Annotated in this window: 13 protein-coding genes; 1 reads left to right on the top strand and 12 read right to left on the bottom strand. The window is 40.9% G+C overall.

Features of this window, described 5'->3' with window-relative positions; all coding sequences use genetic code 11:
* The first annotated feature begins 35 nt into the window (after positions 1-35).
* Complete coding sequence (mscL, locus tag L6469_RS00490; protein WP_006283435.1) at positions 36-464, top strand: large-conductance mechanosensitive channel protein MscL; 429 nt, start codon at positions 36-38, stop codon at positions 462-464.
* Between the two features lie 592 nt (positions 465-1056).
* On the opposite strand, the gene guaA is transcribed toward mscL, so the two are convergent.
* The 12 genes from guaA to L6469_RS00430 form a co-directional block, all read right to left on the bottom strand.
* Positions 1057-2601, bottom strand: a complete 1545-nt coding sequence (gene guaA / locus L6469_RS00485; RefSeq protein ID WP_006283434.1) for a glutamine-hydrolyzing GMP synthase — start codon at positions 2599-2601, stop codon at positions 1057-1059.
* Between the two features lie 25 nt (positions 2602-2626).
* Complete coding sequence (locus L6469_RS00480; protein WP_006283433.1) at positions 2627-3478, bottom strand: sugar phosphate nucleotidyltransferase; 852 nt, start codon at positions 3476-3478, stop codon at positions 2627-2629.
* A gap of 65 nt (positions 3479-3543) precedes the next feature.
* Positions 3544-5091 carry a phosphotransferase gene (locus tag L6469_RS00475; protein ID WP_006283432.1) on the bottom strand — a complete coding sequence of 516 codons (1548 nt, stop codon included), beginning with the start codon at positions 5089-5091 and terminating at the stop codon, positions 3544-3546.
* Positions 5092-5100: 9 nt separating this feature from the next.
* Positions 5101-5328, bottom strand: a complete 228-nt coding sequence (locus L6469_RS00470; protein WP_039871135.1) for a hypothetical protein — start codon at positions 5326-5328, stop codon at positions 5101-5103.
* A gap of 282 nt (positions 5329-5610) precedes the next feature.
* Positions 5611-7233 (bottom strand): chaperonin GroEL, encoded by a 1623-nt coding sequence (groL, locus tag L6469_RS00465; RefSeq protein ID WP_006283431.1) that lies wholly within the window; start codon positions 7231-7233, stop codon positions 5611-5613.
* A gap of 34 nt (positions 7234-7267) precedes the next feature.
* On the bottom strand, positions 7268-7540 hold the full coding sequence (locus tag L6469_RS00460; RefSeq protein WP_006283430.1) for a co-chaperone GroES: 273 nt from the start codon (positions 7538-7540) through the stop codon (positions 7268-7270).
* 145 nt (positions 7541-7685) lie between these two features.
* Positions 7686-9845, bottom strand: a complete 2160-nt coding sequence (locus L6469_RS00455; RefSeq protein WP_074802906.1) for a RagB/SusD family nutrient uptake outer membrane protein — start codon at positions 9843-9845, stop codon at positions 7686-7688.
* A gap of 17 nt (positions 9846-9862) precedes the next feature.
* Complete coding sequence (locus tag L6469_RS00450) at positions 9863-12895, bottom strand: SusC/RagA family TonB-linked outer membrane protein (RefSeq protein ID WP_006283673.1); 3033 nt, start codon at positions 12893-12895, stop codon at positions 9863-9865.
* A gap of 345 nt (positions 12896-13240) precedes the next feature.
* On the bottom strand, positions 13241-14680 hold the full coding sequence (gene axeA1, locus L6469_RS00445) for an acetylxylan esterase AxeA1 (RefSeq protein WP_006283672.1): 1440 nt from the start codon (positions 14678-14680) through the stop codon (positions 13241-13243).
* A 35-nt stretch (positions 14681-14715) separates the two neighbouring features.
* Complete coding sequence (locus L6469_RS00440; RefSeq protein ID WP_143067120.1) at positions 14716-16767, bottom strand: rhamnogalacturonan lyase; 2052 nt, start codon at positions 16765-16767, stop codon at positions 14716-14718.
* 594 nt (positions 16768-17361) lie between these two features.
* Positions 17362-17964 (bottom strand): hypothetical protein, encoded by a 603-nt coding sequence (locus tag L6469_RS00435; protein WP_143067119.1) that lies wholly within the window; start codon positions 17962-17964, stop codon positions 17362-17364.
* A gap of 22 nt (positions 17965-17986) precedes the next feature.
* On the bottom strand, positions 17987-22534 hold the full coding sequence (locus L6469_RS00430) for an autotransporter-associated beta strand repeat-containing protein (RefSeq protein ID WP_074802904.1): 4548 nt from the start codon (positions 22532-22534) through the stop codon (positions 17987-17989).
* Positions 22535-22689: the final 155 nt, after the last annotated feature.

Genomic DNA, 22689 nt, shown 5'->3' with positions numbered 1-22689 from the left:
AAAACACGATTTCAAGTTTTTAAAATAAAAAAGTTATGGGAAAATTAATTCAAGAGTTTAAAGACTTTGCCGTAAAAGGTAATGCCGTCGATATGGCTGTCGGTGTTATCATCGGTGGTGCTTTCGGCAAGATTGTTACGAGTATTGTAGATGATATCATTATGCCTCCTATCGGATGGCTTATCGGTGGTGTAAACTTTAGCGATCTGAAGGTTACATTGCCTCAAGTTGAAATTCCAGGATTGGAAAAGTTAGCTCCTGCTACTATCAACTATGGCAATTTTATCCAGACTCTTATTGACTTTGTTATTATTGCCTTATGTGTTTTCCTTCTCGTTAAGGGCATAACTAAACTAACTCGCAAGAAGAAGGAAGAAGAGGCTGCAACTCCTCCTACTCCGCCAGAGCCTACTAAGGAAGAGTTACTACTCACTGAAATCAGAGATTTACTGAAAAATAAATAGGGAGACCCTCCCCGCCCTCCCTGCAAGGGAGGGGGAACAACTCTGCGTATGTCGGGGGGAGACCCTCCCCGCCCTCCCTGCAAGGGAGGGTGAACAACTCTGCATATGTCGGGGGGAGACCCTCCCCGCCCTCCCTGCAAGGGAGGGTGAACAACTCTGCATATGTCGGGGGGAGACCCTCCCCGCCCTCCCTGCAAGGGAGGGTGAACAACTCTGCATATGTCGGGGGGAGACCCTCCCCGCCCTCCCTGCAAGGGAGGGTGAACAACTCTGCATATGTCGGGGGGAGACCCTCCCCGCCCTCCCTGCAAGGGAGGGTGAACAACTCTGCATATGTCGGGGGGAGACCCTCCCCGCCCTCCCTGCAAGGGAGGGTGAACAACTCTGCATATGTCGGGGGGAGACCCTCCCCGCCCTCCCTGCAAGGGAGGGTGAACAACTCTGCATATGTCGGGGGTATTTCTAGGGGATATAAATATAAACAGAACAGCCGATGCTAATGGCATCGGCTGTTCTGTTTATATTTACCCCCTCCTTTTCTGTATGAACTCCCTCCCTTACAGGGAGGGCTGGAGTGGGTCTCCAAGTTTCCTTATTCCCACTCAATGGTCGAAGGTGGTTTTGATGAGATATCATAACAAACGCGGTTTACACCTTTTACCTTATTGATAATCTCATTGCTCACCTTAGCCATAAAATCGTATGGCAGATGTGCCCAGTCAGCAGTCATTGCATCTGTACTGGTAACAGCACGAAGTGCTACTGGATGCTCATAAGTACGCTCGTCACCCATCACTCCCACACTACGTATAGTAGAGAGTAACACGGTACCGGCCTGCCAAATATGATCATACAGACTAGTTCCATCAGGCATAGTATAATTATGCATATTCTCGATATAGATATCGTCTGCATCCTGAAGGATACGCACTTTCTCACGAGTAACATCACCTAAAATACGTACAGCAAGACCTGGACCAGGGAATGGATGACGCTTAATTAAGCGCTCTGGCATACCTAGTTCATAACCTACACGACGAACTTCATCTTTGAAGAGCCACTTCAGAGGTTCACAAAGCTGCAAGTGCATTTCCTTAGGCAGACCACCTACATTATGGTGACTCTTGATGACCATACCGGTTATACTCAAACTCTCAATACGGTCTGGATAGATCGTACCTTGAGCTAACCATTTAGCATCAGTAATCTTTTTAGCTTCTGCATTAAATACCTCAACGAAGTCACGACCAATAATCTTACGTTTTTGCTCTGGATCAGTTACACCTTCAAGATCCTTGAAGAACTTCTCACTAGCATCAACACCGATTACATTAAGGCCAAGACCATTGTAAGCTTCCATTACCTTCTTGAACTCATCTTTACGAAGCATACCATGATCTACAAAGATACAGGTAAGATTCTTGCCAATAGCCTTGTTCAACAAGGTAGCACAAACAGAAGAGTCTACACCACCTGAGAGTCCGAGAATTACACGGTCATTACCCACCTGTTCCTTCAGCTGTTGTACAGTAGTTTCCACGAAAGAAGCAGCACTCCATTCCTGACGACTACCACAGACATCAACAACAAAATTCTTCAGCAATTGTGTACCCTGAGTAGAATGGAAAACCTCTGGATGGAACTGTACACACCATACACGTTTATCTTCATTGGCATAGGCAGCATATTTTACATCATTAGTAGATGCCGTAACACGATACCCTTCAGGAATAGCAGTGATGGTATCACCATGGCTCATCCATACCTGAGAACCTTTTTCAAAGCCCTTGAAGATAGCAGTTTCAGTGTCAATAGTTTCCAGATTAGCACGGCCATATTCACGTGTACCCGTTTGCTCAACCTTTCCACCTTGTGCATAAGAAATAAACTGTGCACCATAGCAGATACCTAATACTGGATATTTACCGATAAACTGATTCAAGTCTACCTTGAATGCCTCCTTATCATGTACAGAATAAGGACTACCACTAAGGATGACGCCGATTACACCTTCGTCATCTTTTGGAAATTTGTTGTACGGTAAAATCTCGCAGAAGGTGTCAAGTTCACGGACACGACGACCAATAAGCTGTGTGGTCTGAGATCCGAAATCGAGGATAATAATCTTCTGTTGCATTTTATAAATATGTTATTTATTGGGATTATAACGTATTCAGAAAGTCTTCTGCCTGCTTCAAAGTATCCTGTTTGCCCACGTCCATCAATCGGAGGTCATTTTTTACATAACCTCTGATGACAGCCTTGTCACAGTTTTGCAGATAGAAGTCCATAATTGGGAATTTCTCCGGATAGCTTTCCATCAACGAGAAAAGGCGAGGAGAAAAAGTATGTATGCCACTGAAAGCATACAGTTGATAGTGAAGTGTAGAAAGCGGCGAGTTTGTTGGTGTAGAAGTATGGATCGCTGATAGCTGAGCTTTGAGGGATTCAACGTTTTCTGCTATCTCCGTTTTGACTTCTTCAAACGGACTCTTCACTTCTCCGGTTTCTATATTCACCCATCCGACGAGAAGCATGTCATTATTGAAGACCAAATAGCGTTTGGTTTTACGCCAACTCATTAATAATGTAGCATCTGCCTGAATATGAGGAACACCACACTCCTGACACATGATGCGAGGATTTAAGTGATAGAACTTCTTCAAGTCGACATTACTCAATATGTCTACATTATGAATAAGGATAGGTGTTAAAGGACTAAACAGCTTGCGAGCATGAAGTATGCCACCTCCCGTCTCTAATAATTCGGCCGTCTCATCACTGATACGGATATCCATGCCGAAATTATCATTTTCTTTCAGATAATCAACAATCATATCTGAAAAATGATGAACATTAATAATAATACGGGTAACGCCAGCTGCTTTAAGTTTGAAAATGACACGACGCAAAAGCGGTTCTCCTCCTACCCTTACCAATGCCTTTGGCATATGATCCGTAAGAGGTTTCAATCGGGTACCTAACCCAGCCGCAAAAATCATTGCTTGCATCATCTTCTACTTTTTAATGCGTGCAAATTTAATCATTTTTCATGAGACTACCAAAAGATAACCCGCGATTATTGTTCGCGGGCTGGTAATATCTGGTGAATATGCTGTTCACGATGGGTAATCTCTACTTCGATACCAAACTTCTCGTGGATATGTTCGGCTAGATGTTGACAGCTATATACACTTCGATGTTGTCCTCCGGTACAACCAAAACAGAACATCAAACTGGTAAAGCCTCGTTGTATATAGCGCTCCACATGATGATCGGCCAATTGATATACGCTCTTCAGGAATGTCAGAATCTCACCATCATCTTCAAGGAATCGGATAACAGGTTCGTCTAGACCTGTAAGCTTTTTATAAGGTTCGTAACGACCGGGGTTATGCGTACTTCTACAGTCGAAGACATAGCCACCACCATTTCCTGATGGGTCTTCTGGTATACCTTTGTGGAATGAGAAGCTATAGACGTGCACGACCAATGGACCTTTACCTTCGTATTTTGAAAAAGTTGCTGGTCCATCTTGTGGATGAGCTTGATAAATATTGTTATCTGCCACCTTATAACCATCTGCACGAGTCAACGCAGGCTGTTCTATTCGTGCAAACTGAGGTAGTTCTGTTAATCGACGCAACATATCCATCATATATGGATAAGGGAACACTTTATCACCCAGTGCTATTAAATCACGAAGATTCTGAATAGCAGGCGGAATAGAATCGATAAAATGTTTTTTACGCTCAAAATAGCCTCTGAAACCATATGCTCCTAAAACTTGAAGGGTACGGAAGAGCACAAATAGAGAGAGTCGACGTACGAAGTGGCGCTCACTTGGCACTTCGATATAATTCTTCAGACTATTGTAATATTCCATAATCAGCTGGCGACGCATCTTAAAAGAATAATGTGCGGAAGCCTGCCATAAGAATGAAGCCAGATCATAATAAAATGGTCCTTTTCGCCCTCCTTGATAGTCAATAAAGTACGGATTTCCTTCTGAATCCAACATTATATTGCGTGCCTGGAAATCACGATACAAGAAACATTCCATCTTCTCTGATGTCAAGTCTTTGGCAAACAGACGGAAGTTTGCTTCAAGCTTTAATTCATGAAAATCTAAATCTGTAGGTTTCAAGAAACAATACTTGAAATAATTCAAGTCAAAAAGTACTCCAGCCTCATCAAATTCTGGTTGTGGATAACAATTACTCCAGTCTAATTCTCGTGCACCACGAATCTGAATATTGGGTAATTCACGGATGGTCTTCAATAGAAGTTCATATTCTTTCTGATTATATCTGCCTCCAGCTTCTCTACCACCACGAATGGCATCGAAAAGGGATACTCCACCTAAATCTGTCTGGATATAACGAAGTTCATCCGCACTAACTGCGAGAATCTTTGGTACAGGCAGTTGGCGCTTGGTAAAATGACGGGTAAGATAAACAAATGCATGATCTTCATCACGACTCGTGCCCACAACACCGATAACCGAGTGGCCATCATCATCAAACATACGATAATACTGGCGATTACTACCCTGACCAGCTAGTTGTTCTACACGAGCAGGTTTCTTACCACTCCATTGCTCAAATAATTCAACAAGTTTTTCCATCTTTCCTTCTTATTCCTCCCTGTTTTTTTCTTCGTCTTTTTTTCTACGTTTTTCTGCCAATTTCTGATCAGCAACCTGTGCATAATGATCGCCAACCAACAATAATAACAGAATACCTACAGTCATCAACAAGGGGTGAACCAGATGAAGAACGAAACTCGTAATAAAGTAAATCAAACCAATGACAAAAGCAAAGCCGATAAACTTTTTCCAGTCGATATCAATTTTCTGTTTCATATGGTTGCAAAGATACAAAAAAAAATCGGATGTCGTCACGACAACCGATTTTCAAAAACAAACTACTTAAAAACTAATCTACTAAAACAAATCAAAAAAATATCTTTATTCGGAAAATTCCGATACTTTCTTTACTTATTACACTGCAAAGATAAATGTTTTAAAAATAACCACAAAACATTTTTGCAAAAAAATGTTCTGCCTATTATAAAAATAATAAAAAAGGGACAGATCTTTAAGACCCATCCCTATTTTTGTTATCTATGGTTTACAATTATAGGCTTACATCATGCCTGGAGCAGCTGGACTCATTGGAGCAGGATCTGCTGCAGGTTTGTCTACCAATACACACTCAGTTGTCAAGAACAAGCCTGCGATAGATGCAGCATTCTCGAGAGCGACACGCTCTACCTTAGCAGGGTCAACGATACCAGCGGCACGAAGATCCTCGTAGATATCCTTACGAGCATTGTAACCGAAGTCACCTTCACCCTCTTTTACTTTGTTTACGACTACAGAAGGCTCACCACCTGCATTACGTACAATCTGGCGAAGTGGCTCCTCAATAGCACGCTCAACAATCTTGATACCAGTTGTCTCGTCAGCAGTTTCACCTTCAAGACCCTTCAAAGCTTCGAGTGCACGGATGTAAGTAGAACCACCACCTACAACAACACCCTCTTCGATAGCAGCACGAGTAGCGCACAAAGCATCGTCTACACGATCCTTCTTCTCTTTCATCTCTACCTCAGAGTTAGCACCTACATAAAGAACTGCTACACCACCAGCCAATTTAGCTAGACGCTCCTGCAGTTTCTCTTTATCGTATGAACTCTTAGTATTTGCGATTTCGTTCTTAATCTGAGCTACACGATCAGCAATATTTTCTTTCTGACCTGCACCATTAACGATGGTAGTATTGTCCTTATTAACAACTACCTTCTCAGCAGAGCCCATCATCTCGAGAGTAGCCTGCTCAAGTTTCAAGCCCTTCTCTTCGCTGATAACAACACCACCAGTCAATACAGCGATATCCTCAAGCATTGCTTTACGACGATCACCGAAACCTGGAGCCTTAACAGCACAAATCTTCAAGCCACCACGAAGACGGTTTACTACCAATGTTGTCAATGCTTCAGAGTCAACATCCTCAGCGATAACCAACAAAGGACGACCGCTCTCTGCTGCAGGCTGAAGTACTGGCAAGAATTCTTTCAAGTTACTGATCTTCTTGTCATAGATAAGAATGTATGGATTATCCATTACACACTCCATCTTGTCAGCATCTGTCATGAAGTATGGAGAAAGGTAACCACGATCGAACTGCATACCTTCTACTACACCGATATTGGTATCACGGCTCTTACTCTCCTCGATAGTAATCACACCATCTTTAGAAACTTTACGCATAGCATCAGCGAGCAATTTACCAATTTCAGGATCATTGTTAGCAGAAACAGTAGCAACCTGCTCTATCTTATCATAGTTATCACCTACCTGCTCAGCATGATTCTTGATATAATCTACGACAGCCTTAACAGCTTTATCGATACCACGCTTCAAGTCCATTGGGTTTGCACCTGCAGTAACATTTTTCAGACCTTCAGTTACGATAGCCTGTGTCAAGATAGTAGCTGTTGTTGTACCATCACCTGCATCATCACCAGTCTTACTTGCAACGCTCTTAACCAACTGTGCACCAGTGTTTTCGAACTTATCTTCAAGTTCTATTTCTTTAGCTACAGTTACACCATCCTTTGTAATCTGAGGAGCACCGAATTTCTTTTCGATAACTACATTACGACCCTTAGGACCGAGAGTTACTTTTACAGCGTTAGCCAACTGATCTACGCCCTTCTTGAGAAGGTCGCGTGCATCCATATCAAACTTAATATCTTTTGCCATGATTTTCTTTACTTTTTAATGATTATACAAATAATTAGTCTTCTACGATAGCTAAAACATCGCTCTGACGCATCATGAGGTATTTCTCACCATTTGCCTCAAGCTCTGTACCAGCATACTTACCATAAAGAACAACATCGCCTTCTTTCAGGATCATCTGTTCGTCCTTTGTACCCTGACCTACAGCGACAACTTTACCACGCTGTGGTTTTTCTTTAGCTGTATCAGGGATAATGATTCCACCTACTTTTTCTTCAGCTGGTGCAGGAAGTACCAGCACTCTGTCTGCTAATGGTTTAATGTTCATGATTTTATATTTTTTATTTGTTATTTTAATACCTGGGTGCTAATCTATCATTTAGCGCTCGACCATTATTATACATAAAGTGTGCCAAAAAAAGCGTGTGACAAATTTGTCACACGCTATACTGACAATTTTGTCACACGACAGCTTAATAACCTGGATTCTGCCACATATTAGCAGAAGCCGTACTATACTGAATTACTCCATCTGCATCTTGACTATAGGTCTCACTGCTCAAATTAGTATCCGATTCTAATTCATAGCTTGGAATAGGACGATAATAGTGCTTCAAGGCTATATTACCAGATCCTTGCGCATTATATTTCTTCACGTGGTCGAGCAAAGTATGAGTACGTTTCAGATCAAACCATCTCTGATATTCGCCACAGAGTTCGAGGGCACGTTCTTTCAAAATGGTTTCTATCGTTACAGTACCTGATATCTTATTGTCCTTACCCGAAATAGCACGAACGGTACGAAGCGCATTAATGGTAGCAAGTGCAGAACTATTGTCACCGGTTTGCATCTCTGCTTCAGCCTCGATAAGATACATTTCTGCCAGACGAAGTACCATGATATCACGATAAGAACAGTCGTATGTAGGATAGTCCGTATCATATTGGTCATCCAGGAATTTTCGAATACCAGGATAAGAACACCAGCCGCCTATTTTATATGAATTGTAGCGACTGTCTCCATATACATCTGAGGTTTTCTTAGCCGACTTCGTAGGAAGAGCTGTTGCAGGATCGTTAGAAGTATAAACAGGAATATCACCACCACTGGCAAACTGGATACGATATTTATTCTTAGCCTCAGCTTGTGCAGCCTGTCCTTCTTGAGAGTCACCATCGAGCAGACTATATACGATAGCAGCTCCACCACCATTGAAATAATTTCCATCGGCATTGTAAACAGAATCATAATCTGCAAAGTCTTGATCTGCCATATTTGGATAGTTAGTAGCATTACCAGCCAAATCCTTAGGAATACGATAACTGGTAAGCATAGTACCCTGATAACGCTGATCGGTTTCCTTTACCTCATCCAAGAGCTGCCACAAGTACAACGATGGCAGATAACGAGTAAAGCCACGGCCGTAAGGAGAATAATAAGGACCCACTGTAACTTTTTCACCTGTTGTAGCACTCACGATATAGTCATTACGACTACTACTGGTTGCATCGGTTACACGTACAAATACCTGATTTTTATTCTGGCCACTACCGCCCAAATCACTGGCACCATTATTCCACATGCTGACAAACATTAAGTTCATCGCACTACCACCATTCTTACTATAGCCACGGCGAGTTAACAACGAGTTATACTCTTCATGATCTCCATCTTCATCCGTACTAAAGCGATAAGGAACACAGTTATCATAACCAGAACTGAGCGTATTGCCATAATGTACGCGGAACAACGACTCTGAATTATTTTCCTCGTTGTTCAAATTCCACGTATCAGAATAGCGTGTGTATAAACTAGCACCCGAACTACTAATAACGTCCTTAGCAGCATTCAAGGCTTCAGTATACAGATTACCATAACCGTCTACACTATTAGCCCCTAACCAAGATGCTGCATACAGAGCGACACGAGCATATAGAGCCTCGGCAGAATAGTAATAAGCACGACCGGTACCCGTTGCATTCGACTGAGACATGATACCCGCACTCTTATATTTTTCCATAGCCAATTTCAAATCATCTAAAATATGACCATAGACCACATTTTCTGGTTGACGTACAGGAGTTGTACTCACCGTCGTTATTGGTTCTGAATTATAAGGAATAGGGCCCCACAAAGCCACCATCTGTGAGTAATATAGCGCTCTCAAGAAATAAGCATCTGCTTCATAAGCGGCTTTCTGCGTATCATCAATAGCCGAACTTTCGTCCACATATTTCAAAGTATTGTTACAAACATCTATTCCTGCGTAAAACAACTCCCAGTACTGATCCAGACAAGGATTATTATTAACAGCATTGGTACCCGAAGTAGAAGAAAATCCATAACTTTCAGCAGAAAGGTCATAGCTGCAGAGCGATTTCTGTTTATTATCATAGCCATAATAAAACAAATCAGACCCCATCTCTGCCAAACCGAGAGAAGGTTCTTTGCCCCACCAACCACGAGCATACGCATATGCTGAAGATACCAGGCCATCGATACCTGAAGCCGTATTATAGGCCAAATCTGCAGTTGTTCCCGTTTTATTATCCTCAGTCAAATAGTCAGAACAAGAGGTCGCCGTTACTCCGAGAACTGAGACAGCGAGAAATAAACCATATATTGTTTTCATGCTAAGATTGTTTAGAGTTAGAATGTTACATTAAGACCTACTACCACCTGTTTCTGCAGAGGGAATGTTACAGCACCGCCACGTTCTGGATCATAGTCACCAAAACGGCTGAATGTAAAGAAGTTTTTCAGAGAACAATATACACGGGCATTGCTAGCAAGGACCTTTTTCAGCAAAGGTTTAGGCAGATTGTAAGACAGTGTAATGTCTTTAATTTTAAAATAATCAGCCTTTTGCATGGCGATAGCGTTCTTAAAGGCCGTTGATGATTGTCCTGATGCACCTGGAGATGGTATGGTGGTATCTGTGTTATCAGGTGTCCAATAATCCAAATCTCCCCAGTTAGAACCATCATAGGTATAGAGAGTATAGGCACTGTAATACATATAGCCTCCAAGACGGGCCATGGTAGAAATACTCAAATTAAAGTCCTTATAGGTCAAAGAGGTATTCAAGCCCAAGATGGCTTTTGGCGAACGATTATAAACTATTTTATCATCATCATTGATTACGCCATCATTATTTTGGTCTACTACTTTTGGTGTACCAGGATCTCCATAATCATCGTATGGCTTTGTAAAGGTTAGTCCCTTGCTGGTATAGTTTTCTTCTACATACTGGTCAAACTCTCCTACTCCCCAACAATTTTCTACTTGATAGGTATAATAAGCCGAAACTGGCGAACCTACTTTCAGTATGTTATAATTGTCAGATACATATTGTGTAATACCATCAGACAGTTCATCTACATAATCACGTGAGAAAGTGGCAGAGGCACTGACATCCCATCTGAAATTTTTGTTCTGCACAGGTACTGCTCCCAGGGAAATTTCGAAACCATGGCCACTGGTTTCGCCCACATTATCCAACTGACTGGTATATACAGAAGAGGCAGGTGCCGTCTTATAATACAGCAAATCGTACGTATGCGTTTTATAATAATCAAAGCTACCATACAGTCTGCTACCTAATACCGACCAGTCCAAACCGAAATCAAGAGAAGCAGTCTTCTCCCATGTAAGATCTTCATTGGCCATAGTCATTGGCGCCTGGTCTGTAGAGTTCGGCAGAATAGACGAAATCGTAGCTAAAGTCTGATAAGCACTGATGGCAGAGTTACCCGACAAACCCCACGAAGCACGAACCTTTAAGTTATCCAACCACGACTTGGTATTTCGCATAAAATTCTCTTCGCTTATACGCCAGCCCGCACTGAAAGAAGGGAAATAGCCCCACTTATGTCCATCTGCAAGAACAGAAGAACCATCAGCACGGATAGAAGCCTGGAAAAGATATTTAGAGTCATAAGAATAGTTGACACGTCCAAAGAAAGATACCATATTGCTCTTGACATAAGAACTTGTCGCTGTAGGACTGGTAATCTTTGAAACATCATAAAACGAACTTGTATAGTAATGTTCTTGTCCTGCCTCTCCAGAGATACTACTGGTTTCTTTTACCGTCTGTGTCATTTCATGACCCAGTAAGAAGTTGAAATCATGTACCTTATTAAGGGTAAAATTATAATTAGCCGTATTCTGCCATACATATTTGGTAGAAATAGAAGATGCATTACTGATATACGTTGTCTTAGAACTCTGGTAACGGCCCTGACTCTCGTAATCCTGATACAACCCATCTCTCGAATTGTTACGATCTAATGTAAACTGAGACCTAAAATTGAAGCCCTTAAATGGAGTAAGTTCTGCATAAGCACTACCAAAGAAACGTGTAGTCTCTACATTACGCTGATAGTTGCCATTTTCGTCCATCAAAGGCGAACAATGCGCTATATACCATGGGTTAGGAGTTGCATTGATAGAACCATCACTGAGATAAGCATGGGTAATAGAAGTCATCTTCTGAGCCTGACCGAACACACCACTATTTCGCTTGTCATTATCCTTATATACATACGACAAGCTTGCACCCACTTTAACCAGTTTGTTAATACGATGATCGATATTAGCTCTACCTGTATATCGGTTATATTGATCACCATCCATCAGACCCTGATCAATCATATCAGACAGCGAGACATTGAAATTCGTTTTCTCACTACCACCCTGTATAGATACTTCATAATTTTGAGATACACTATTCGTCAGGATCATATCCAGCCAATCGGTATACGATTTGTCATTATAGATAGAAAGAGTAGAAGTACCATCATCCAGATATTCACCCAACACATCCTCTGCAGTCGTTGTCTTTGACGCTGAACTCCAGTCACCAGAAGAAAGCATATTCTTATAATCTTTGGCATCTATCATACGTTGTACTTCCTTGTCACCATACATGGACTTGGTAACACCCGTAGCACTATTAAAAGAAAGATAACCATTGAAACTAACCGATGTACGACCAGCCTTACCACGCTTGGTAGTAATAATGATGACACCATTAGCACCCTTAGTACCATAGATTGCTGTAGATGCTGCATCCTTCAAGATATCCATCGACTCAATATCGCTGGCAGGAATATCCAGAGTAGAACCATATTCTACTCCATCCACCAAGATCAAAGGATTATTAGAAGCCAATAGAGAACGATTACCACGAAGCGTCATACTGACACCCGAACCAGCCTGTCCGTCACTCTGCTGAAGATCTACACCCGGCACCTTTGCTTGCATGGCTTGAAGGGCATTTGCACTAGCCACCTGATTAATGTCTTTCGTGTTGACACTAGCTACAGAACCCGTCAGGTCTTTCTTTTTCATCGTACCATAACCGATAACGACCACCTCATCCAGATTTTGGTTATCCTCCTTCATGGTAAGGTTAATCGTGGTACGATTACCAATCGTTACGACCTGCTCTTGATAACCGACATAGCTTACTGTTAACTTAGAATTGGGGTTAACATTAGAAATCGTGTAATTACCATCAAGATCAGTTACAGCTGCAGACCGACCGTTAATCATAATTGTCACACCAATCATTGGTTCACCGTTAACATCTTTCACGGTACCCGTAACTTGTCTTTGCTGTGCCAAAGCCGGCATACAAGTCAGGCCTAAACATAAAGCCATAGAGGCTTCTTTCATTTTTAGGTACATATTAGCGTTATATTAGTTATTAATAAATGTGGAACATGATACAAAAAGGAAAGTCTTGTAGAAGAAGGCAAGACTGATTTGCTTTAGGTATTTGTTCGCTTCAATTAGATTGTTTTGTCTAGTTTAGTTGATGCTTCAAAAGTAAAAAAAATAATTCGCGATGAAATAAGACCCTTTTTATTTTAAGGTTTTTATATATTAAGAAGGGCTTTTTTTAATAACTTTTCTTAAAATGTGACACTACGCACAAGGCACAAAAAAAACTGCTGATGCTTCATGCACCAGCAGTTATATCCGTGTGAAAGTACCACACTTCATCTCATATTATTTTAATTATTTTTTCTTTTTCTTTGAATTCTTAGCCGAAGACGCATCTTTGAGAAGAGTCTGACTAATAATCGTAGCCATCTGGGTAGCTCCTTGTATAGAAGGATGCACACCGTCTGCCTGGAATTGTTTACCATCTTCATTCTTGAAGAGATCACGCATTTCTATAACCTCCAGTTTATTTTTCTTGGCTATTTTACGAATCATCGGGATAATTTCCTGGAATGTTTCCTCCTTCATATCCCATTTCACATTGGTACCAATTGGTGTAACCAGGATAATACGAGGATTAGTTGGCAGAGCTTTCAGGCTATCAATCAATTGCTGATAATCTGCATGAAACTCATTCTTATGAGCCCAATTATACCCTTTTACGTCATTCGTTCCTAATTTCACTATAGCGATATTAGGCTCGAAAGCCAAGGCATCATGCCAAGCCTCTTCTTTCTGGTAAGGCAAATCACCTTTATTTAATAATGTACGCCCACTAACGCCAAAGTTCTTGACGTTATAATTACTACCTAATTTTTTCTGCAACACAGCAGGATAGCCTAAGTTATCAGCCATATCAATACCAAAACCATCTGTTATTGAGTTACCAATGCAAGCTACACGTACCGCATCTGCCTTTGGTGAAGGGAGTGCATTCAGCCAGTTGGTTAACTCAGTCAACATTTGGTCATGGTAAGCATAGTTCGTACGAAATCCAAAACCGTGACCGCCACTAGGATAAATATAAAGTGAACAGTTATTACCAGCTCTGCGCATAGCACTATAATAAGCCACACCGTTGGTTACAGGAGGCACTACCCGGTCGTCATTGGCAAGAAGGATAATGGCTGGAGGAGTCAAGTGGCGTTTAACAGAATTAAAATTACTGAATGATTTTACCAACTCTTTATCGGCTTTTTTTTCACCCAGGAATCCATTAACACTACCTTTATGTGTATCCCGCTCATTCATAGAGACAACAGGATAGAATAAGATCGTGAAGTTAGGGCGAACTTTCCAGTCTGCGTGAGTACTCACCGAAGAAGCCAAATGGCCACCTGCCGAGAATCCCATAATACCCACATCATACGGATTCACATGCCATACACTGGCACTATCTCTTACCGTTTGGATAGCGTGATAAGCATCACCCAACGGAATAGTACGGTCTCCATTTGGCATACGGTATTTCAGTACGAAATAAGCTATACCCTGACTATTGAAATATTCAGCCCATTGATGACCTTCGTGGTCCATAGCCAAATGAGAATAGCCACCACCCGGACAGTCTACAATAGCTCTACCTGTAGCCTTGCTGGCATCTGGCAGATAAGCATAAACAACCGACTGTCCATCTGTAGAATTTTTCCATTCAAATTTTCGAACCGTAGACTGTGCCATCATCGTAGATGACAACCACAGCATAGCCACAGCTAAAAATAAATTCCTCTTCATGAGTGTAATATTTATAGATATCGTTTAGTTAATAATTATTTTCTCTGAAAGGTCTCGATATAGTCAGGCAGATAATAGCCTAAATGTGGAGGCTGATTATACGACACATTCTGCCAAGCCACCCCCATGCGATACACATGATCTTGCATCAAGCAAGGCACTCGATAAGGGGTTGGGGTTTGAGTAGAATAGATATAGAGCAAACTTGGATCTTCACGGTCTCGTAAGATGACTTCTTCACGCCAGTCGCCAAAGAGATCTGCTTGCAAGCATGGGGTACTCTTACTACCATTACAAGATTGTGGATTACCTAATTCGCGAAGAGCTTTATCCCCCACACCGAGTTCTTTCACCTCTTTACCTCCATTCCATTTTGTAATCGAGTTACCATTGAGCATTTCATCATAAACATCGCCATCCCAATAAATACGGAAGTTCATACCCATCATACTGCGCCAGATATTAAAACCTCTGTTACGCTCGCCATTACCTCGTGGTCTTCTGACATGACTATTCTGATCATTTGGAAGCCACTTAACTGTTGAAATCACACTACCCTTAATATCAAAAGTTGAAGGTTGACCTATATAACTATATTCTGCACCACGATGAGTAGAGTCAATATCAGCCATAAGTCCACGCCCCGTGTCGTCTTTAGCTGTATGATATAGCAAGACCTCACCAGTACGAGCATCACGATAGTTGAATCCATAGGGATCGTTCTCGAGGACCATAAAGTATTCCAAACCAGGACGGTCTGGATCAAAATCACTTAAATGTTGAGCATCGCCATGACCTAATCCTGTAGAATAAAGTAAGTTACCATCGTGATCGATAGCAGCCGAGCCATAGGTAATCTCGTCACAACCGTCACCATCTACATCAGCCACACTGAGGCTATGGGCTCCTTGTCCATAAGCCGTAAATGCCCCATGAATGTCATTGAATGTATTATGCTGATAAGTTTTAACCGTCTTATTCCAATGAGCATCATAGCGGTCAACCTCCGTATTCGACACAGAAGCATGAAGCCATTTCGTATTGAGCTTACCATTCTGATAATCTACTGCCCACAGATAACTTCGGGTATAATATCCTCTGCACATCACTGCACTTGGCAGAGCATTTGGACCATCTAAATAAGCCACAGCTGCCAAATAACGTTCAGAGCGGTTGGCATACTCATCACCCCAAAACGATTTATCCGGATACTGACCTACTTGATTGAAAGTTCCCTCACGATTCGGATTATAATATATCGTATGGACAGCCTTGCCTGTTTGTCCTTCAAACACCGTCAAATATTCGGGACCACTCATAATAAGGCCCTGATTATTGCGATAATCCACCTGATTGTTCTCTGATTTTATCTTAACATCTGTAGCCGCCTGATTTACATAGTGCCCTTTTCCATCCAAGGTACCAGGAGCTGTTTTACAAATCATTTCAGCCTTACCGTCGCCATCGAAATCATAAACCATAAACTGGGTGTAATGCGCACCCGAACGGATATTCTTACCTAAATCGACACGCCATAACTGTGTACCATCAAACTTATAACAGTCGATATAAGTATTACCCGTATAGCCTCGATGACTATTATCATGACTATTCGATGGATCCCATTTCACAATCAGTTCATACTGTCCATCGCCATCCACATCACCCACCGAACAATCATTAGGGGTATAACGCCAACTTTCTCCATTCGGAGGACAGTTCAGTCGCAAAGTCATATACGGCAAAGCAGAAGGAGTAATTGCCTTAGAAATATCCTTCGCTACCCCATTAACCAAAGTTACCACCTGAAACTTACTATCTGGTTTTCCATCAATCTCCATACTAGTAGCCTGTGTAAGATGATCAGCAACCACTTTACCATCTCGCAAGACACGGAAAGAAGTATTTTTATCATCGTTCGCTAAATAGCGCCAACTCAAGAAGTACTTTCCAGGTTGCGATAAAGTAGCAATAACGCCCCTGTCCAGTTTCTCCATTTGAGACGCAGGAGTCCCCGGCTTTTGTGCGAAACTATTCACAGAAAAGCCACCTATTAGAACTAACGATGCAAATAATTTGTTCATCATGAGTGTATTTTAGATTTTAGCCTATTTATGAGATTGTTATGGTTATTTGCAAAAATACGCAAACAAATAAAAACAGACCCTTAAAATTTGATTTTTCACCTCATATCCGTGCTCCAAAAGAAGAAAGAGGTAAGCTCTGCTAAAATCTTAATAAAAAAATCAAAAAAAACATAGCCTCCAAAAGTCGTCATCTAGCTCAAAATATTCAACTTTTGGTCAGCCTGTTTGGTCTTTTTTTCACCCCTCGATTTTCTCTCCCGACAAAACCATAGGTCCTAGGGGTCGAAAGCTTAGGGTTAATGCGATAAGGTCATAGAGTTTAGCGAACAAAGTCTTAGGTTTCGACCCCTAGGACCTGTGGTTTTGGCGCCCATTTATTTAGCCCACGAAACAATAAACGCATAACGTGCTGATATTCAGACAGATATAAAAACGCCTCAAAATTTGCATATTTGAGTCCTTCTAACATATCAGCTACAAATACGCAAACTACAAGACCGTTCTTGTAAAAAAAAATACAGTCTTTTTTTCGACATGCATCGAAATAAGGACTGTATTCATCGTTCGATCGGTGTATTATTTTGACTTACTTTGTTACTTAGTCGAGGACGTTTTTGTTCCTTCTGCCTGAAATAAAATCGGAGTCAAGTTTGATTTATCCTGATCGTCTAATACTAAATCATTAACAGAGAAATAAAAAGTCATATTATTATTGGTATATGTATATACCCCCTGTACAGATACTTTAGCCCAACCTTGATGAGAAACGCCATCCCTTACAAAACTAAAATTAAGGTTTTCTGTATAGTCATTATTTGTTTTGAATAGTAAAAAGACAGAACTCGAAGCGCCCACACTATCAATAGGAGACTCATAGGTATCAACATTGACAGATGAAACATACTGATAGTCATTCGGGTAAAGCTTACTTAATATCACATCAATTGGAAAATCTACAACCTGAACAGCCGTTCCATAGCTATTCTTTGTAACATCAGATATAGCAATATTGAGCGACTTACGGGTATTATCAGGCATATCAAGATAGCAACTATAATTGCCCTTCATATTCTGAAACATAGCAGCAACACCACTGCCCCAAGTATCAGTATTGACCGTATCAGAAGAACAAGATGAAAACTCTATGCCTGCCATAAGCAGACATAGAGTTAATAGCAGAGTTTGAATCTTTTTCATATTTATATCGATTATAATAGCATTACTTTACAGTTACTTTAAAGCTTCCCTGAGCCGAACGGATAACATATACACCATCTGCTCCTGTAATCTTCTTAATATCTCTTGCAGCATTAGCCTTAGTTGTTGTAATATTAGCCACCTTAATACCATTAACCGTATAAACAGATCCAGAAATGGTCTGATTAACTGCAATATTATCAATACCAGTAGTAGCCTCAACCACTTTAATAACACCTGTAGGCTGCAACAATTCAGAAGTATCCCATGCTAAGTTTTCTGGAAGTTCAGGTAAGGTAATACTTGTAGGAGTTCCACTATAGCTATTTGCTGTCCATAAGGTAAAGCTGTCGCCAGCCCGCAAGGCATAGCTACGGGTATAATTTTCAACAACAATATTACCCGCAATCGACACCATACTACCTGCTTGTAAAGCAGAACTACTTGTTGCGCTATTTGCACGACGAATCATAAATTTAGCAGTAGAACCTTCATAGCAGAAAATACTACTTTGAGCCTTCAAACTACCAGTCTTTAATTCCTGAGTATAATTGCCTGGAGCAATGGTTCCACCATTATTCACATAGATGTTACGAACATAAGCTTGACCGGCAAGTGTACCTGTACCAGAAGCGACTACATCATTATCACCGAAGAAAAGATCCTTGGAAGAAGAATTACTCAAGTTGAGCACACCACCATTTACTGTAGTCTGTCCACCTACTCCTTGCTGAAGTTTGCTCATCGTCCAAACACCATCACCAGTCTTCATAATCTTACCACCAGAGAATATACCATTATAAGTAATATCTTGGTTTAATGTACCTATCGTCCACGTTCCTGCACCACTTAATGTGCCACCTCCCTTAAGGTTACCAATAGTAACATTGTATTTACTACCAGAACTGTTTGGATTCGTACAACTAAACTCACAAGCAACATTCAAAGTTGCATTTTTCAATCCATTTGAGTTAGCAAAGTACAACACAGGAGTATAAGAACCTGTTTTATTGGCATTCACATTAATCGTACCGGTAAATGCACTCCAGTTACCTGTTATAATATTTCGGATATTACGAGCATAGAGGTTTAATGTTCCAGCTCCTGTCAGTTTGCCCTTATAATCACATCTTGAATCAAGATACCATGCAGATGTTGATTCTTCAGGAACCACCACATTAGCAGAGTTACTAGAATATGAATACATTCCATCAACATCATTCAACGTTGAATTGTTCAAGGTTATGTTTGTTGGAACACCATGCTTATCTCCAGTTTCCTGAATATGGACTGTACCACCATTCACAATAAGGTTTTCATAATCAGCTGTTGGAGCAAGTACAAGCGTACCAGCACCTTCTTTGGTTAATGAATATCCCTTTCCTTTAATCGAAGATCCTATCGTCATCGTGACACCCTCTCCTGTCTGTATTGTACCTCCATTTGTATTGAGAACAAAAGGATGATCTGTAGTGAAAGATGCAGAAGGAATTAAGGTTCCACCATTCAAATATATCGTATTGGTATATTTACCAAAGGCACCATAGTTTACACCATTAGCCTGTCCTAGACTATTAACTGTAATAGAACCGCCATAAATATTGGTTGAACCCGTAAATGTGTTGACATTATTGATATTCACATTAGCATTACCATTCTTGGTAATACTAGAAGTTCCGACTATACTATCGCCTGTTAAAGTATATTCCAGAGTAGTATTAGCAAAGGTTACTGATGCTGGTGAAACAGGCTCTTCAATCTTAACAGTTGCATTACTTGCACCATCACGGAAGATTACTTGATCACCTGAAACAAAGACGTCATCATCACCTGTACTTACATTCTTGAAGTTTTCCTTATCAGCTAATTGCCAGGTCGCATCTTTATCACCTGTCCACTCTACAGAAGTTGCATCACGAAGATCAGCAATAGTCAACTTAATTTCACCATTCTCATAAGAAAGAGAACCCTTGTGACCAGCCAAACCAGTAAGTTTAACATCACTCCATGAGGCACCTTGAATTTTACCTACTTTAGCTATAGTATAGGTACCAGCCTTCACCTCACCATTGAATGTAATATTGAAACGTGGAACCAAATACGCAGGACCAACTTTCCAATCCTTCTTTTCTAACTCAAGTACATTAGTCGTAATCATATCAGATGTACCATCGGCGAAGACATCGAAATCTATAATAGAACCGAAATTCAACTTCAAAGAATCGGTCTCAATAGTACCCTTGACCTCTTTTCCACCAGGACGAACAGTTGCACCATAGTCTGCCACAATACCATTTAAAAATTTACCTCCATTCGAATTCAGTGTAGTAAAACGATTCAACCAAACTCGACTGTTCTTCATCGTACCATCAAAATTTACAGTACCAGCCCAGACATCGGTATTACCAGTATAGGTCTGCTCTACATTAGGAAGGGTTAATTCGCCATCTCCCTGCTTAACAACGCAAGTACCGCCAGCAAAGGCTCCACCTTTTAAGGTATGCTTATAGGTAATATACTCAATAGCATCGTTATCATCATGGCCTTTTACCCATGACGGAGCGTTATCAAAGAAGATCGCTGGAGAAACACCTTCTGCCACAGTATATTCAGCATCAGCTGTTTCGTCAAGCAGAACCTGCTTACTATTATAAGCTGTAGAAATTGTACCACCTGCAGCAATAACTTCTTTACCCATCTTAGTAGCAGGAGGTGGGGCCACTGTAATACCTTCCATTTCACCTAAGAAATAACTCACAGCAGGTGGCTGGTTATAACCATTCATTTGCCAGACCATAGCATTACGATACTGTGGATCGTGAAGCAAAGTATAATTGCGCCATTGTGTAGGTATTGTAGTTGTCTCAATACGTAAATTATTATCTTTATCACGCATAGCGATTTCCTCGCGCCAGTCACCAAAGATATCACCTTGGAAACAAGGTGTAGCCTTAGTATCATTGTTAGTATAAGTATCGGCAAAAGTCTTGATAGCACCTTGACCATACTTATAAATAACACCCTGACCATTACGGGTGGCATTACCGTTAAAACTCTCATCACAGAGATCACCGTCCCAATAAGTTCGGAAATTCAAAGTTACACCACTACTACTGATACCTTCTACATGATTGTTAGTCACACAGCTAATTGGGGTATCATGACCACTAAAGCCAATCGCACCAGGTATGTCATTCGTAAAATTACCTGCCATAGAACGGCCATCATCGCTACCACCCGCCAAACGATAGTAAATCTTACTGGTAGTTGCATCACGATAGTTATTGGCAGGATTATCTTCATTACATGCATAGATTTCCAGACCAGGTACATATGGATTGTAATCACTTACATGTTCGGCATCTCCATGCCCAAGTCCTGTTGTGCTCAAACCCTTACCACTATCATCGATTACCATTGAACCGAAAACGATTTCGTCGCGGCCATCCATATCTACATCAGCTACGGCATAGTTGTGATAGCCCTGACCGTACCACTTAGAAGAAGCATCATTACAGTTCCAAGTCCAACGGGTAGTCAACTGATGGGTAGAAGGATCGACATCAAGAGCTATCATCTTATGACGAGTATAGATACCGCGAGCCAGGAAAATACTTGGTTTTTTTCCATCAAAATAAGGCGCACCAAAGAAGTTTTTTGTAGAACGGTGACCATAACCATCCCCCCAAGCAGCCTCAAGGCTAGTTTCATTAGCTTCTAGTCGCTTCAATGGGTAAGGGCTGACAGAGTAAGGCTTACCTGTCTGACCATTCATATAAACAAGATACTCATCTCCTTTGTGTACGAAATAAGCTGAAGTATTTATCGTATTATCATTACGCCAATTCACGGTTTTATCACCAATAACCTGTGTCGTACCATCAGCCATATGTATAACTGTACCATCAGCAGCACGCATTATAGCCTCAGCTTTACCGTCCATATCCCAATCATAAAGCGCTATATTTGTTTCATTATGTTGGAAATCGGTAAGATTAGGACCACAATCTATCCACCATAGTAAAGTACCATCTAATTTATAAACCTCGATACGATCAAAATCTTTTCCATCAGCAGGAAAACCTGCATTATGATCAACATCGTTCCATTCTTTGATGATAACTTCCATTTCGCCATCACCATCAACATCTGCAAAAGTTGCATCATTAGGTTCAAAATAATCAGTAATATCCGTTACACCATCATTAGAAATACGTTTAGCTTTAGGTATTACCAAATAGTCATTTTGCCAAACTGGCACCGGTTTACTCTGTTCCTGCTCTACGCCATTTACAACAGCGGAAACCGTATACTTACTAGATTCGTTACCAGTTTCATCCGTAAAGTTAGAAACATACAAAGGAACTGTGTTTAACTTGATACCATCGCGATAAATATTATAAGCAACACCATAATATTCAGTTCCATAAATTCGCCAACTGACATACACCCCAGAGGTTGACTTTACTGCAATAAGACCACGATCAAGGGTATCCATAAAGCGTTGAGCCTGAACGCCCATCGTAGCAGACATCGCTAATAAAGCTGCTAGAAAAGTCTTTTTAATCATATTAATTAGGTTTTATACATTATTAGGTTCTGTATGCAAAATTACAAATAATAGAATTATTCATACCAAGAAATTTGATTTTTAACCCGAAATTTTGACAGGTATAAAAAAAGTCCTCTTCTCCATAGGGAGAAGAGGATTAAAAAGAATGTTAT

Source organism: Segatella baroniae B14, assembly GCF_022024235.1.
Classification (GTDB): Bacteria; Bacteroidota; Bacteroidia; order Bacteroidales; family Bacteroidaceae; genus Prevotella; species Prevotella bryantii.
The sequence above is the reverse complement of the archived record's forward strand: the minus strand, read 5'-3'. Positions and strand labels throughout refer to the sequence as shown.